Source organism: Haloplanus sp. CK5-1, assembly GCF_037201915.1.
GTDB classification, from domain to species: domain Archaea; phylum Halobacteriota; class Halobacteria; order Halobacteriales; family Haloferacaceae; genus Haloplanus; species Haloplanus salilacus.
Genome location: NZ_CP147505.1, coordinates 757,448 through 772,287 on the forward strand (window position 1 = coordinate 757,448; position 14,840 = coordinate 772,287).

The 14,840-nt window shown below is 68.8% G+C and carries 18 protein-coding genes; 10 read left to right on the plus strand and 8 right to left on the minus strand.

The annotated features are described in order from the left end of the window. Positions 1-46 precede the first annotated feature (46 nt). Positions 47-1,090 (minus strand): lysylphosphatidylglycerol synthase transmembrane domain-containing protein, encoded by a 1,044-nt coding sequence (locus NBT81_RS03965; protein WP_338742487.1) that lies wholly within the window; start codon positions 1,088-1,090, stop codon positions 47-49. 78 nt (positions 1,091-1,168) lie between these two features. Between NBT81_RS03965 and thiL the strand changes: the two genes are divergently transcribed. Continuing rightward, positions 1,169-2,038 (plus strand): thiamine-phosphate kinase, encoded by an 870-nt coding sequence (thiL, locus tag NBT81_RS03970; RefSeq protein WP_338741222.1) that lies wholly within the window; start codon positions 1,169-1,171, stop codon positions 2,036-2,038. Here the strand turns inward: thiL and NBT81_RS03975 are convergent. From NBT81_RS03975 to NBT81_RS03985, 3 genes are all read right to left on the minus strand, one after another. Next, complete coding sequence (locus NBT81_RS03975; protein ID WP_338741223.1) at positions 2,035-3,162, minus strand: site-2 protease family protein; 1,128 nt, start codon at positions 3,160-3,162, stop codon at positions 2,035-2,037. The genes thiL and NBT81_RS03975 overlap by 4 nt on opposite strands. Positions 3,163-3,260: 98 nt before the next feature. After that, positions 3,261-3,515 carry a DUF7123 family protein gene (locus tag NBT81_RS03980; protein WP_338741224.1) on the minus strand — a complete coding sequence of 85 codons (255 nt, stop codon included), beginning with the start codon at positions 3,513-3,515 and terminating at the stop codon, positions 3,261-3,263. Positions 3,516-3,737: 222 nt separating this feature from the next. Further along, positions 3,738-4,520 carry a molybdopterin synthase gene (locus tag NBT81_RS03985; protein ID WP_338741225.1) on the minus strand — a complete coding sequence of 261 codons (783 nt, stop codon included), beginning with the start codon at positions 4,518-4,520 and terminating at the stop codon, positions 3,738-3,740. A gap of 122 nt (positions 4,521-4,642) precedes the next feature. Here NBT81_RS03985 and pyrH point away from each other — a divergent pair, with 122 nt between their 5' ends. Then, the gene (gene pyrH / locus NBT81_RS03990) at positions 4,643-5,356 is read left to right on the plus strand and encodes a UMP kinase (protein WP_338741226.1); all 714 of its coding nucleotides are present in this window, start codon (positions 4,643-4,645) and stop codon (positions 5,354-5,356) included. Further along, a complete protein-coding gene (gene lysS / locus NBT81_RS03995; RefSeq protein WP_338741228.1) occupies positions 5,353-6,960 on the plus strand; it encodes a lysine--tRNA ligase in 1,608 nt (535 codons plus the stop codon). Before pyrH ends, lysS begins: the two co-directional genes overlap by 4 nt. Here lysS and NBT81_RS04000 read toward each other — a convergent pair. The 3 genes from NBT81_RS04000 to NBT81_RS04010 are packed head-to-tail and all read right to left on the minus strand — an operon-like array spanning position 6,957 to position 8,432. Further along, the gene (locus NBT81_RS04000) at positions 6,957-7,295 is read right to left on the minus strand and encodes a cupin domain-containing protein (RefSeq protein ID WP_338741230.1); all 339 of its coding nucleotides are present in this window, start codon (positions 7,293-7,295) and stop codon (positions 6,957-6,959) included. The genes lysS and NBT81_RS04000 overlap by 4 nt on opposite strands. 49 nt (positions 7,296-7,344) lie before the next feature. Then, positions 7,345-7,695 carry a DUF192 domain-containing protein gene (locus NBT81_RS04005; protein ID WP_338741231.1) on the minus strand — a complete coding sequence of 117 codons (351 nt, stop codon included), beginning with the start codon at positions 7,693-7,695 and terminating at the stop codon, positions 7,345-7,347. 5 nt (positions 7,696-7,700) lie between these two features. Then, entirely contained in the window at positions 7,701-8,432 is a 732-nt protein-coding gene (locus NBT81_RS04010; protein ID WP_338741232.1) for a hypothetical protein, read from the minus strand. A 168-nt stretch (positions 8,433-8,600) separates the two neighbouring features. On the opposite strand from NBT81_RS04010, the gene NBT81_RS04015 reads away from it, so the two are divergent. The 7 genes from NBT81_RS04015 (at position 8,601) to NBT81_RS04045 (ending at position 14,569) form a co-directional block, all read left to right on the plus strand. Continuing rightward, complete coding sequence (locus tag NBT81_RS04015; RefSeq protein WP_338741233.1) at positions 8,601-9,557, plus strand: hypothetical protein; 957 nt, start codon at positions 8,601-8,603, stop codon at positions 9,555-9,557. A gap of 89 nt (positions 9,558-9,646) precedes the next feature. Then, positions 9,647-9,859 (plus strand): zinc ribbon domain-containing protein, encoded by a 213-nt coding sequence (locus NBT81_RS04020; protein WP_338741234.1) that lies wholly within the window; start codon positions 9,647-9,649, stop codon positions 9,857-9,859. Then, positions 9,860-10,030 carry a hypothetical protein gene (locus NBT81_RS04025; RefSeq protein WP_338741236.1) on the plus strand — a complete coding sequence of 57 codons (171 nt, stop codon included), beginning with the start codon at positions 9,860-9,862 and terminating at the stop codon, positions 10,028-10,030. A 151-nt stretch (positions 10,031-10,181) separates the two neighbouring features. Continuing rightward, complete coding sequence (locus tag NBT81_RS04030; protein ID WP_338741238.1) at positions 10,182-11,342, plus strand: multicopper oxidase domain-containing protein; 1,161 nt, start codon at positions 10,182-10,184, stop codon at positions 11,340-11,342. 34 nt (positions 11,343-11,376) lie between these two features. Further along, positions 11,377-11,952, plus strand: coding sequence for a DUF7097 family protein (locus NBT81_RS04035; RefSeq protein WP_338741239.1), 576 nt, complete (start codon positions 11,377-11,379; stop codon positions 11,950-11,952). A 57-nt stretch (positions 11,953-12,009) separates the two neighbouring features. After that, positions 12,010-12,558, plus strand: a complete 549-nt coding sequence (locus tag NBT81_RS04040; protein WP_338741241.1) for a GMP synthase subunit A — start codon at positions 12,010-12,012, stop codon at positions 12,556-12,558. 103 nt (positions 12,559-12,661) lie between these two features. Next, positions 12,662-14,569, plus strand: coding sequence for a DUF2070 family protein (locus NBT81_RS04045; protein ID WP_338741243.1), 1,908 nt, complete (start codon positions 12,662-12,664; stop codon positions 14,567-14,569). Here NBT81_RS04045 and NBT81_RS04050 read toward each other — a convergent pair. Further along, positions 14,566-14,763, minus strand: a complete 198-nt coding sequence (locus tag NBT81_RS04050) for an HVO_0649 family zinc finger protein (RefSeq protein ID WP_338742489.1) — start codon at positions 14,761-14,763, stop codon at positions 14,566-14,568. The two genes, NBT81_RS04045 and NBT81_RS04050, sit on opposite strands and share 4 nt — an antisense overlap. Between the last annotated feature and the right edge of the window lie 77 nt (positions 14,764-14,840).

Consider the following 14,840-nt stretch of genomic DNA (forward strand, 5'->3'; position numbering starts at 1 on the left):
GGTTCCGTCGGACGGCGTTTAAACCCATCGTATCGTCGACGCCGGCTCAGACGCTCCAGGCGCGCGCCCGGAAGCCGACGACGGCGGCGACGACGCCCCCGATGATCGTCGGGAGCCAGTACACCATGCCGCGGAAGACGACGACGGCGGCGAGGGCGACGGGCTCGGTGACGCCGGCGAGGGGCGCGGCGACGAGCAGGACGACGAGGACGCTCTCGATGCCGCCGGCACCGCCGGGTAGGGGCGTCACGCCCGCGATGGCCCCGATGGGGACGACGAAGAGCGCGACCGACAGCGGAATCGGCGTGCCGATGGCGCGAAAGGCGAGCCACAGCGCGAGCATCTGGAAGAGCCAGCCGGCCGCCGAGAGTGCGAGCGCGAGCGCCAGCCGTCGGGGGTGATCGGCGACGCGCTCGATGGCGCGGAAGAAGCCGTCGATGCGGCGCTCGATCCCCTCGGCGGTCGGCGTCGGGACCCGCGGGAGACGGCCGGCGACCCGTCGGGCGACGGTGGTCACGACGCCGACGACCCGGGTTTCGAGGCGGTAGCGACGGGTCCAGGCGAGGTAGCCAAGCGCGGGGACGCCGACGGCGAGGCCGACCACCGCGGCCAGGGCGAGTTCGAGTCGCTGGCTCGTCCCGAAGGCCGTCTCGGTGACGTAGTAGCCGACGCCGACGACGGCGATCGTGATCGAGGGGACGAAGTTCAGCGTGTCGACGCTGGCGATGGCGGCCAACCCCGTCTCGTACTCGGTGTCGGTGATCCGCGATATCAACAGGGCGGTGATGGGTTCGCCGCCCGCCTGCCCGAACGGCGTGACGTTGTTCGCGAACATCGCGCCGGCGAAGATCAGGAGGGCGTCGGGGACCGACGCCGGCACCCCCAGCGCGTCGAGGACGACCCAGAGCGACACGCCCCACGCCGCGAGCCAGCAGAGGGTGACGAGCGCGACGAGCGCGACGAGCGGGCGGTCCGCGGCGGCGAGGCGGGCGAGGAGCGCGTCGACGCCCGCGACCGAGAACAGGACCGCGAAGACGACGGCTACCCCGGCGAACCCGAGGATCGTGGCTCGAAGTCTGCCGGCGGCCATGTCCGTCGGGAGGGCAAGCCGACGCATTAACCCACCGGATCGGCACCGTTTTTCCGTCGCCTCCGCGAACCGACGGCCATGGACGAACGGAGCGCGCTGGGGGTGGTCGCCGAGCGGGTCGAGGGGGCCGGCGACGACGCCGCGGTGATCGACGGGCTGGTCGTGACGACCGACATGCTCCACGACCGGACGGACTTCCCCGCGGGGACGACCCGGTACACGGCCGGCTGGCGGGTGCTCGGCGCGTCGCTGTCGGACGTGGCGGCGATGGGCGGCCGGCCGGTCGCCGGGGTCGCCGCCTACGGTGCCCCGGCGTTCGACCGGGACGCGATCCGGTCGTTCGTCGAGGGTGCCGTCGACGTCTGCGAACTGGTCGACGCGCGGTACGTCGGCGGCGACCTCGACGATCACGACGAGTTTACCGTCGCCGGGACGGTCGTGGGGCGGGTCGACGATCCGGTGTACCGGGACGGCGCGGCCCCCGGCGAGGCAGTCTGCGTGACGGGCACACTCGGACGGAGCGGGGCCGCGCTCCGTGCGTTCGAGCGCGGGGACGCCGAGCGCGGCAACGACCTCTTTCGGTTCGAACCGCGGGTGGCGGCGGGGCGCGAACTCGCGGGCGTCGCCACCGCGATGATGGACTCCTCGGACGGTCTCGCCCGGTCGCTCCACCAACTCGCAGCCGCGAGCGACTGTGGGTTCAGCGTCGAGTGGGATCGCCTCCCCGTCGACCGGGTCGTCGACGCCGTCGCCGTCGACGCCGCCGACCGACGGGACTTGGCGGCCTTCTTCGGCGAGGACTTCGAACTCGTGTTCACGCTGCCGGAAGCGGCACTACGGACGGTCAGGACGGCGGTGTCGACTCCGATCACTCGCATCGGGACCGTGACCGAGAACACAGTCGTCGTCGACGGCGACCCGCTGCCGGACCGGGGGTACACCCACTAACCCAGCAACTGGATCGGAACCAGCAGGAAACAGAGCGCGCCGAGGCCGAAGGTGACGAGGCCGAGCGCCTGTCGCTTCCAGCCTAGGGGCGTCTCGTCCGCGGGGTCCGCGGGCCCGTTGTACGCGATGACGGTGGCGAACAGCCCCCAGACGGCCCACAGGCCGACTGATTCGTTGAACCCGAGGTCCCGGACGTAGTAGAGGTAGGCCGCGAGGCCGAACAGCGCGAGGGGGACGAGCGACGCGAGCGTCTCTTGGCGTCGGCCGAGCATCGCACGAACCATGTGTCCACCGTCGAGTTGCCCGACCGGGAGCAGGTTGAGGACGGTGAAGAACATCCCGACCCAGCCGCCGATGACGACGGGGTGGACGGTCCGGGTTGGATCCGCGTACTCCGTCGGCTGGCCGAGCGCCGTCGCGATCAGATCGAGCAGGGGTGGATCGTTGAAGATGATGACCTGTCCCGAGGCGTCGACGACGCTCGCGGGCACGGTCATCGGCTCCAGCGAGAGCCCGACGGCCGTCACGACGACGGTGGCGACGAGCCCGGCGAGTGGGCCGGCGACCCCGATGTCGAACAGCGTCTTGCGGTCGGGCATCCGACCGCGCATGCGGATGACCGCCCCGAGCGTCCCGAAGGGGACGACGAAGGGGATGAGGTAGGGTAAGGAGACGTCGACTCCGTGGTAGCGGCCGAGGAGGTAGTGGCCGAGTTCGTGGGTCGTCAACACGCCGAGGACGGCGGCGGTAAAGGGCCACGCCCGCAGTGCGAGCAGGGGGTTCGACGCGATGTCGGCCGGAGGGATGTAGTACCACGCGACTGCGCCGACGAGGAGCGTCGAGACCACCGTGGCGACGAACAGGACGAGATTCAGCCACGGAACGCCGTCGATGCGACCGTCGGCCGGCGTCGCGACGACCGCCGTCTCGTACGGTTCGCGACCCGTTTCGAGGTCGAGGCGGTAACCGGACCGACGAAACGGCCCTCGAAGTTCGCCGATGAGCGAACGCTTGGGGACCAGTGGCTCGCCGTAGTAGCGGATGCGGTCACCGTCGTGTTCGGTTTCACGGACGTAAAACACCGTTTCGAGCGCGTCGGACGGTGGTCCGTCGGCTCCGTCCATTACCGTTCGGTAGATCGCTCAGCGGTATAAAACCCGTGACAGCGGGCGGGGACCCGCGGGGGAATGCGGGGAAGCGGGCGGTCGCGGATACCGAGGTATCAGGCCGGTTCGATACGCCAGGTGGTCGCACTCGTGTACGACCACTTCTCGACCGAGAGGTCCGACGCCGAGTCGCGGAGCTTGACCATCAGCGCGCCGATCTCCTTGGGCGAGAGGTCGACTTCGTCGGCGATGAACTTGCTCTTGAAGTAGTGTTCGCCGTCTTGGGCCTTCGAGAGCAGGTACTCCTTGAGTCGCTCCTCTTTGGGCGTGCTATCGTCGGCGTCGGTGGAGGGTTCTGCGGTTGCGCTCATTTGTTGTCGCCTCGACTCTCCGTACGGGTCGGGGGATGTTATAAAGGGAGGAACGTTCGGTGTAGTTCGAGCGATTTTAACGATTTACCCGTTTTCGGAAAACGTTTAGGACGTTTCACGAAGCCGCGAGACATTTTATAAAACGATTTGAGTTATCTATTCATCGTCAGCTGTATTGAATATATAACTCCGATCGAGCCGGTGACTCCGTCGGATCGCCGCTCAGGACTGCTCGTGAATCCAGAACTCTTCGTCGGTCGTGGACTCCTTCTTGAAGATCGGCACCTCGTCTTTCAAGCGGTTGATGCCGTCCTCGACGGTACGGAACGCTTCGGTGCGGTGACCCGCGAGGACAACCACGAAGACGATATCCTCGCCGTCGGGAATGACGCCGGTTCGGTGGTGCATCAACACCTCGAAGACTCCGTCGCGGGCCTCGAGTTCCGTCCGAATCGCCGCCATGCGGTCGGCGGCGACCCCTTCGTACTTCTCGAACTCCAGGTGCGTGGTCGGATCGTCGTCCTCGGCGTCTTTCGCCCGGACGCGGCCGGTGAACGTGGCGATGGCCCCGGCACGGTCGGCGCGTGGCGACGCCTTCGCACGGGCGACGAGGGATTCGAGCGTCACGTGCGGTTCGAGCGTGTCGATGGCCCCGAGAATTCCGTCGACGTCGGCGGCGTCGGCGGTGGGGGCGGTGGCGACCACGTCGCCGGTCGGGTCGGCGTCCCCGAGAGCGACCGTCGGGAGTCGCGCTTCTTCGAAACCGATCGTGAGCGCGTGGTCGTACGCGGGAGTCAGCGAGCCGATCAGGTCGTCGAGGCTCCGACCGTCGCCCGCCCCGATCCACGAGCCGTCGGTCGAGAGCCCGAAGGCAGCGGCAGCGTCGGTGTCGTGGGCGGCGGTTTCGGGGAGCATCTCCACGGTGGCGACCCGGCCGTCGAGTCGAGCGACGAGTCGGTCGGCAAGGTCGACGGCACCCGGACCGACGAGGTTGAGTATCTTCATACTCGATGACGCGGGCGCGGATCCTTAACTGTGACTCGATTGTGAACCGGAGCCACGCGGACGGCTCACGCACGATACCCGCTTGACAACCCTTAAGCCGGTTTCGTGGCTACCGACGGGTAATGCGAGTCGTGATCTCTATCGGCGGGAGCGTCCTCGCGCCGGACCTCGACGCCGACCGCGTCGCGGGCCACGCGTCGGCAGTCGAGCGCCTCGTCGACGAAGGGTGCGAGGTCGGCGCGGTGGTCGGTGGCGGTGGCGTCGCGCGTGACTACATCGGTGCGGCGCGCGAACTCGGCGCGAACGAGGTACAGTTGGACCAGATCGGAATCGACGTGACGCGGATCAACGCACGCCTGCTGATCGCGGCGCTCTCCGGCCTGTCGGCGCCGTCGCCGGCCCACGACTACGAGGCGGCTGGCGAGGCGTTGCGCCGGGGCGACGTGCCGGTGATGGGTGGCGTCATGCCCGGACAGACCACCGACGCCGTCGCCGCGGCCTTGGCCGAGTACGTCGACGCCGACCTGTTGGTGTACGCCACGAGCGTCGACGGTGTGTTCAGCGCCGACCCGAACGGCGACGGGGACGCGGAGCAGTACGACTGCCTCACCGGGGCCGAACTGGTCGATCTGATCACCCCAATGAGCCGGGGCGCAGGGGCCTCCGCGCCCGTGGATCTGCTCGCGGCGAAACTCATCGAGCGCTCGGAGATGCGGACGGTCGTCCTCGACGGCACCGATCCCGGCCGCATCGCGCCGGCCGTCCTCCGTGGCGACCACTCCGGCACCGACGTCGTCCCGGCCGGCTGCGACGACGCGGGCCCCTGGGACCGATGACCGACGACCACAACGCGTTCTGGGCCGACGACGTCGCCGACGACGTCGAAGCCCGCGACCCCGACGACCCCATCGTGATCAAGGGCGGTGTCTCGCCCTCCGGCGTCCCGCACCTGGGTCACTTCAACGAGATCATGCGGGGCTACTTCGTCGCCCGCGTCCTCCGGGAGCGGGGGCACGAGGTCCGACAGGTGTTCACGAGCGACGACCGCGACGCCCTCCGGAGCGTCCCCCGGACCCTCGCCGACGACGAGTGGACCCTCGTCGGCCTCGGAGAGGTGGACGCCGGCTCGCTCGGCCGGAATCTGGGGGTGCCGTACACCGACATCCCGGACCCGTTCGGCGGCACCGACTCCTACGGCGCACACTTCACGGATCTGTTGGCTCGCAGCGCCGAGGCAGTCTCCGTCCCCGTCGAGATGGTGTCGAACACCGACCTGTACGAAGCCGGTGAGTTCGAGGCGGTCACCCGTGAAATTCTGGAGAAGCGCGACCTCGCCCGCGAGGTGCTCGCCGAGTACCAGGACGGCGTCGACGAGGACTACGTCCCCTTCATGCCCCAGTGTTCGGAGTGTGGCCGTCTCACGCAGGACGTCCGCGGTGTCGACACCGAGGCGGGGACGGTCGACTACCGGTGTTCCGGACTGGACGCCGGCGGCGACCACATCGAAGGGTGTGGCCACGAGGGGACCGCCACCCTCCGGGAGGGGAAACTCCCCTGGCGCTTCGAGTGGCCCGCCCAGTGGAAGACCCTCGGCGTCGACTTCGAACCCTTCGGAAAGGACCACGCGGAGGGGTCGTGGCCCAGCGGACAGGAGATCGCCCGCCGGGTGCTCGACGCGGAGCCGCCGGTCCCCATGACCTACGAGTGGTTCACGCTCAACGGCGACCCGCTCTCCTCGTCGGCGGGCAACGTCGTCACCGTCGACGAGGTGCTCGCGTTGCTGGAACCCGAGGTCCTCCGGTACTTCTTCGTCCGCAACCCGAAGCGCGCGAAGGACTTCGACGTCGAGCGGATCGATCTGCTCGTCGACGAGTTCGACCGCTTCGAGCGGGTGTACTTCGGCGAGGAGACCGACGAGGCCCTGAAACCCCTCGCCGACCGCGCCTACCCCTTCGTCGTCGACGAGGTGCGCGAGGAGCGGGTGCGCCTGCCGTACACGTTCGCGGCGGTGCTCGGCATGACCGACGACCACGAGTTGCGGGTCCGGATGGCGCACAACCAGGGTTTCGTCGACGACGACACGCCCGAGTGGGCGATAGAGGCGGTGATGGAGCGGGTCGAACGGGCGCGCACCTGGGCCGAGCGCATGGACAACGCCTACAACTACCGCCTGCAGGCGGACTTACCGGAGACCGACTTCGACGCCGACGTGCGGGCCGCCCTCGACGACCTCGCGGACTTCGTCGTCGAGGGGCACGACGGCGAGGAGATTCAGGGCCGGATGTACGAGACCGCCCGCGAACACGAGGTCGAAGTCGGCGACTTCTTCGCCGCGGGCTATCGGCTCTTCTTCGACGACACCGAGGGCCCACGACTGGGCGAGTTCCTCGGCGAACTCGACGAGTCGTTCGTCGTGACGCGCCTGCGCCGCGAGGGTTAGTCCCGCCAGTCCGGGTCGGTCCGGGGCGGGCTGAACACGTCGACACCCTCGAAGGGTTCGTCGCCCCGGTTCTCGACGGCGTGAGCGTGGCCGCCCGGGATGACGTAGGTGTCGCCGGCGGATACGACGCGCTCCTCGCCGTCGACCAGGAAGGTGGCCTCGCCGCGGGTGGCCACCCCCGCCTGCTCGTGTGGGTGGCTGTGTTCGGGGACCGTCGCACCGGGATCGATGGTGTACCCCTGAACGCTCATCTCGTCGCCGGTCGCCAACTGCGAGAGGTGGACGTCGGGGACCGCTTCGACCGTCTCGGCGTCCTCGCTCGAACGGATCTCCATACACCGGGTCGAGAGCGGGCGCGCTTAAATCTCCGGGCGGGAGCGCGGTTCACGCCTCCTCGACCCGGACCTCGTCGCCGGGGTGGACGTCGTCGGCGACACCGGCGGGGAGTTCGATCACGGTGTCGGCGGCCCCGCGGCCGAGACCGGTCCAGGCCGACAGGCGGGCGACGCGTTCGACGCGGCCGTCGAGGATCCAGACGGCGTCGATGTCGAATGGCACACAGACCATGTGGAGCGTGCGGATGCCGGCGTCACCGAACGGGAACACCAGCGCATCGCCGGGAAAGGAGCGGCGGAACATCAGGCCACGCGCCTTGCCGAGGAGTGAGTCGGCGACGGCCGCGTCGGTCGCGAGAACACGCCGGTCGTCGCCGCGCCGGTGGACGACCCGTGCCATCGGCGTCAGAGCTGTCGCGAACCGGTGGGGGTAACCGAGTCGGTTCCCGACGCGCCGGTCGAGGAGCCGTCGAACGAGTCGGCGAGGGCGGTGACGGCGACGACCCCCGCGGCGGCGACGGTGGTGACGACGACGCCGACGGCGAGTTCGGCGACCGGCGAGAGCAGGTCGGTGAAGAGAGCGATTAGCGCGACAGCGAGGGGGACGGCGGCGACAGCGAGACCGACGGCGGCGAGCCGGGCGCGCGCACCGCGGGTCCGCGACCACGCGCGGCCGACCGCCCGGCCGATGGAGTCGCCGTCCGTCGCGACGGCGACGAACACCAGCGGCAGGTGGAGAAAGAGGAGCAGTCCGGGCAGGAGAAGCACCGCGAGGCCGACGCCGGCGGCGACGGTTCCGGCGACGGCGACGACGACGGCGCGACCGTAGGCGAGGACCGTCTCGTCGAGCGTCTCACCGGCACCGAGGGGGGCGACACTTCGAGCGAGCGCCGCGAGGAGGACGGCGAGGGCGACGGTGGCGACGGCGAGGCCGACGGCCGCTCCGGTCGCGGAGAGGGGGAGTGTCGCGTCGTAGGCGAGTCGAACCGTCGTCGCCACCCCGGAGCGGGCGACGAGTGTGTTGAGCAGTACGTTCCACGCGACGTTGCCGGCGAACAGCGCGACCACGAGTGCCACGGCCCGCGAACCGACCCCATCGACGGCGCGACGGCCGGCGGACGAATTCTGGAGGGGCATCGTTCCGTTGTCTGGAGCGACGCCGACCTATAGATTTTTATCGCTATCTGATATGTGTCTGACGCGCGTCGCACAGAGGCGCTCAACGTCGTTATGAGGCCGATACACGTCGTACGGATGTCTGACAAGATCGATACGTTTTACTGAAATCGAGCGGTAGACGGGGGCATGGATCGACGGACGTTCCTCGTCGCCCTGACCCCCTTCGTCGCCGGCTGTTTCGGCGGCCAGCGGAGCCAGTCGACCCCGGAACCCACCGCGACCGACACCGCCGAATCGACGCCGACGACCACCCCCGACCCCACCGAGACGCCGACGGCGACGGCCACGCCGGAGCCCGAAGCGTCGTCGGTGGCGGCCGAGCGCATCGAGAGCGTCCAAGAACACCTCACCGAGGCCGTCTACGTCTACACCGGCGGTGTCTCGGACGACCTCCTCTCCGTGACGGCCGCCACCGAGTCGTTCCGGGCGCGGGACGTCCTCCTGCGGCTGGACGGGGTACAGCGCTCGCTCGCCGAGGCCGAGGCCGAGGCGACGACCGACGACCAGCGATCGACCGTCGAGTCGCTCGATACGATGCAGCGGTTTCTCACGCAGGCGACGGACGCCCAGTCGTGGCTCATCGACGGCCACGACGCGCTGTCGGAGGCGTACACCCACTTGGACGACGTCGACCTCGACGCCGCCGAGAACGACATCGAGACCGCCGAGACTGCCGCTGAGGAGGTCGACGGCCCGACGAGAACCGTTCGTGAGGAGATGGACGCCGCGAGTGCGACGGCCCTCGACGTGATCGGCGAGTCGGAGTACGAGGACAAGGTGTCGCAGTTGTCCGACGAGGCCGAGGTGCTCTCCACGCTCGCCGGCGACGCGGACGACATCCGGAACGGCATCGAAATGGTCGAGCGGGCCCGCGACGAGATCGACGACGACCGGACGGACCGGGCCGCCGACACGGCAGACCGCGCCTACGAGGTGTTGAGCGACGTCGAGGACCGACTCGACGAACTGCTGGACGAGTTCCCGGAGCGAGCCGACGCGTTCGAGGACGTCGTCGACGACATGCGCTATCTCGCGTCGCGCAGCGCCGACGACGCGGACACCATCTACGAGCAGTACGCGTAGCGCCTGCGAGCGGAACCGGCGACCGCGTCGCCCAAACGGTCATTTGACCCACCGAGAGGGTTTTGATCGAGGGCGGCGAGCGTCCGGACATGGATCACGACGGTGACCGTGGCTGTCCGAAGTGTGGTCACACCGAGACGGACGTGGGGAAGATATCCACTACCGGCGGCGGCCTCAGCAAGATGTTCGACATTCAGACCAACTCGTTTCGGGTGGTGTCGTGTACGTCGTGTGGCTACTCCGAACTGTACCGTGACACGGGATCGGCGGGGAGCGACATCGTCGACGTGTTCCTCGGGTGAATGGCCGGGGCCGAAGCCGGGGTGGTCCTCCTCGTCTTCGCCGTCGGTATCGGGGCCTCACTCCTCCTCTACGCGCTGGTCCGGGCGGAACACGACGAGCGCGAGGTGATGGACCGGGAGGCGGCCGAGCGGACCGCACGCCGGGACGTGGACGACGGCGACCGCCGGTGACGGGCCGACGGTCACCCCGTTCGAACATGTTCGGCGACGGGGGTTTCCGTGCTGAGGAGAAGTTGGATCACAGGCCTCGAAACTGACTTTTTCCAGCATTTGAGAACTCTCGGGGGTGCTTTCCCTTCGGGGCCTCTATGCCTATCCGTCTATGACTGACAACATCGGAGCACCCGGGACGAGTCTCTCGCGCCGACAGTTCGTGAAGGCGACCGGCACGGTGGGGATCGGTGGTCTCGCGGGGTGTGCGGCCCCGACGAACGGCGACCCCGAACGGCAGGGGGCCGGGGCCGGAACCGGGACGGCACCCCAACAGGGGGGCAGCGACCTGCCCGTATCGGGCAAGCCACAGATCGTCGACGTGAACGAACAGAACAACCAGGTGACGCTGCGGGCGGTCACCTCGCGGATGCCGGCCCACCCCGGCGACGCGATGGGTGGTCCCGTCGAACTGCCGCGGGTGTGGGCCTGGCAGGCCGACGACCGTACCCCCAGCGTCCCGGGCCCCGTCATCCGGACCACGGAGGGCGAGGACATCGAGGTGACCCTCGACAACACGGACGCGAACATGCCCCACACGGTCCACTTCCACGGCGTCCGCAAGACGTGGGAGAACGACGGCGTCCCGACCACGACGGGGATGACCGTCATGCCCGGTGAGGAACACACCTACGAGATTCCGGCGAACGTACCGGGCACCCACCTCTACCACTGCCACTACCAGACCCACCGGCACATCGACATGGGGATGTACGGTTTCTTCCGCGTCGACCCCGAGGGGTACGAGCCGGCCGATCAAGAACTGTTCATGACCGTGAAAGACTGGGACTCCCGGCTCAACCGGCAGATGGCCGGCGAGGACGTGAGTTACAGTCCCCGGGACCGCCGCCCCGACGTGTTCACGATGAACGGTCGGGTGGCCCCGCGGACGCTCCACCCCGAAGACGGGTCGCCGGTGCTCGTCTCGGAAGGTGACACCGTCAGGGTCCACTTCGGCAACAACGGCTACATGCAACACCCGATCCACGTCCACAACCACCGGTACCGGGTCGTCGAGAAGGACGGCTCGCAGATCCCGGAAGACCAGCAGATCGAACAGGACGTCATGCCCCTGTCGCCCGCCGAGCGAAAGACCATCGAGTTCGAGGCCGACGCCGACCCGGGCATCTACCTCATGCACTGCCACAAGGTGAGCCACGCGATGAACGGCACCAGTTACCCCGGTGGGATGGTCAACGCCGTCGTCTACGAGGACGCGATGGACTCGGACGTCTTCGCTCAGTTGATGGACTACGCGGGCTACGAGGCGTAGACAGGTTCATCCGGAGGGAGGCCCGACGATCCCTATGGAGCGGACGCCCACGGGCACGCCCGTCGGTGTCGACGACCCCTACGACCACGCGGGGCGGTGTGATCACCTGACCTCGGACGGATGCTGCCGGTTCGCGCTCGAACGCACCGGCGACAACGGGGAACAACGTCTCCCGAGGGGCCGGCCGTCGGCCGGTGACGACGCCGCGTTCGCGGCCGAGCGCCGCGCCGAGGACTACGCGTGTGTCGCCGCCGACGAGGACGCCGAGTGGCGCGACTGTCCACACTACCGCTCGACGACCGACGGGCGCGAGTGCCGTCGCTGTGGCCTCGACGAGGTCCGGATGGCCCACGACGACGCGCGGCCGCTGCTGGAGGAACACCACCTCTCCTACGGGTCGGCGGGGGGCGGCGACGAGGGCGACCCGGCCCACGAGATCACGGTGGCGCTGTGTCGGTGGTGTCACGCGAAGGTCCACGAGGGATGGGCACGGATTGACGACGACGCCGGCCCCGACGCCGAGGCGCTGGCGGCGCGCGAGGAGCGCCGGAGCAGGGAGCAGGCGGAGTTCGGCTTCCGGACGGCCGCGGAGCGGGACGACCGCGACTGAGACGCGTCGACCGCGCTTCCGATCCGCTTTTACGCGCCTGCGAACTACCGGGAGCCAATGACTCGGATCGTCGTCGTCGACAACCACGGACAGTTCACGCACCTGGAGCGTCGCGCACTCCGCGACGCGGGCGTGGACACCGAAATTGTCGACAACACCACGCCACCGGAAGACCTCGACGTCGACGGACTCGTCCTCTCGGGCGGGCCGGACATGGATCGCATCGGGCGCTGTGACGAGTATCTGGGGATGGGCGTGCCGGTCCTCGGCATCTGTCTCGGGATGCAGATCATGGCGACGGAACTCGACGGCGCGGTCGGCTCGGGCGACTACGGCGGCTACGCCGACGTCGACGTCGACATCGTCGACGCCGAGGACCCGGTCGTGGGGTCGCTCGCCCCGGAGACGCGGGTGTGGGCGAGTCACGCCGACGAGGTGACGGCCCTGCCGACGGGGTTCGACCGGACGGCGACGAGCGGCGTCTGTGACATCGAGGCGATGAGCGATACGGATCGGGAACTGTACGGCGTCCAGTGGCACCCCGAGGTCGCGCACACGGCCGAGGGCGAGGAACTGTTCGAGAACTTCATCGACTGCTGTCGGTGACGATGCCGGTCGGTCCGTCGTCGCGACCGGGCCGTCGACGGAGGGGCGTCCCCGTCGACGCGAGGGGAGGGATTTACCACGCCGCGCCGCGTCGGATCCACCGATGACGACCACCCAGTCCGACCTCGCCGGACTGTCGCGGTACATCTTCACCGCGCCGCGGTGGTACGCCAGTCTCGGGTTCGCGCTGATCATCGCGGCGATGGCCGGCGTCGCTGCCTTCGACTCGGGGACCAGTTCGCCGACCGTTCGCAACCTGCTCATCCTGGGCCAGGACGCGTGGCAGGGCATCTTCTTCATCGGCCTGCCGACGGTCATCGCCTCGCTCGGGACCACCGGCGTCGACCGCTTCGTCGGCGGGAAACTCACGCCGAACCGGTCGTCGCTGCTCGCCCTCCTCTGTGAACTGATCCTCGTCGTCATCGTGACGGGGGCTGGACTGATCGCACTGGTCACGCCGCTCGGACAGACGTTCGTCTACGACGCCCTCGTGGTCGCGCTGGCCTCGATCTTCGCCTTCCGACTGCTCGTCGTCATGGCGGTCTCCCAGTCGTCGCTGCTGATCGCCGCCGTCCCCGCCAGCCTCCAGACCGTCGTCGCCGCCGTGTTTCTCTTCGTCTACAGCGGCACCGTCCGGTTCATGGAACTGGGTGGGCCGCTCACGGACGCCTACCTGACGCCGTACCTCTCGCGGGCCTCGGAGGCCCCCCCGGAGCTGTGGGTGATCGGCCCCGACCACTTCGGGTTGCTCGTCGTCACCTGCGTCATCTACGCCGCCGGTGTCTACGTCTTCATCAGGGTGATCGACCGCCCGTGGCAGCAGAGCCTCGGCGTCTCGGTGCTCGACTTCATCCGCGGGTTCGTCGGCCACGTCGCCGAAGGGTCACGGGAGTTGGAAGACTTCTTCGAGAAACTCGGCGAGGAGGCGGTCGTCCCGGTGACGGTGCTCGCCTTCCGCCGTCTCGACGGCACGCAGAAGGCGCGGTTCGTCCTGCCGATGATCCACCCCGGACCGATGGGCGAGATCGGCGGCGGGAACTTCCCGGTTCGCGTCGCCGAACACACCGACGGCCTGGTCTTCCCGCCCCACGCCACCGCCGGCCACGACTTCAACCTCGTCACCGAACGCGAGGTGGACACCATCCTCGACGCTATCGACGCGGCACAGGACCGCCTCACCTACGACACGACGGCGACCCGGAGCGTCCGGACGCAGTCGGGCGAGGCGACGATGCTCGGCCAGGGGTTCGGCGACGACGCCTTGCTGGTCGCCACCTACGCGCCGGGGTTCGCCGACGACGTGGAGTACGGCGTCGGCCTCTCGGTCATGTCGGAGGCCCGGACGACCGGGCTCGACGACGTGTTGCTCGTCGACGCCCACAACTCGAACGACGGCTTGGAGGGCGACGACCTCGGCCACGTCACGCCGGGCAGCGAGCGGGCGTTCGACATGCTCACCGCGGCACGACAGGCCGGCCGCCGGCTGGGAGAGAGCCCTCGCGGGCCGATCCGACTCGGGGTGGCGTGGGACCGAACCGAGTGGGACGCACTCGACGGCGTCGGGCCGCTCGGCGTCCGTGTGGCCGTCGTCGAGGTCGAGGGCCAACACACCGCGTACGTCCTCGTCGACGGCAACAACATGGTGCCCGGACTCCGAGAGCGGATCGTCGAGTCCGTCACTGCCCACGAACCGATCGACGTGGCGGAGATCATGACGACCGACACACACATCGTCAACACGGTGGAGGCGGACAACCAGGTCGGCGCGGCCATCGACCACGGGGCGTTCGTCGGACTGATCGAACGACTCGTCGGGGAGGCGGTCGACGACCTCGAACCCGTCGAGGCGGGGCTGGCGACCGAGCGCGCGACCGTGACGGTGTTCGGCAACGACCGCACCGAGACGCTCGCGAGTCACGCGAACGCCGTCGTCTCGATGGGCGGCGCCCTCGCCGTCGCGGTTACCCTGATCGCGATGGCGGCAAGTCTACTGGTCTTCTTCCTCACCTAGAGGCGCAGTTCGCACCGGTCGACGGCCCCACAACTCGGACACCGGTGGCGGAACTCGATCCGCCGCCCCGTGGTCGTCGGGCGCCACTCGACGTCGTCCTCGTGTCCACAGGCCGGACACGTCGAACGGGACTGCTCGTAGTGGGATCGCAGCCGTCCGAACGGCGTCGAGCCGTGCCGGTTCGTGATTGATATACGCTACCAATGACCGTGATAGTAGATCAATGCTTCGCAGCGGCGAGTGCCCGAAAACAAAAATAGCCGGCCGGCAT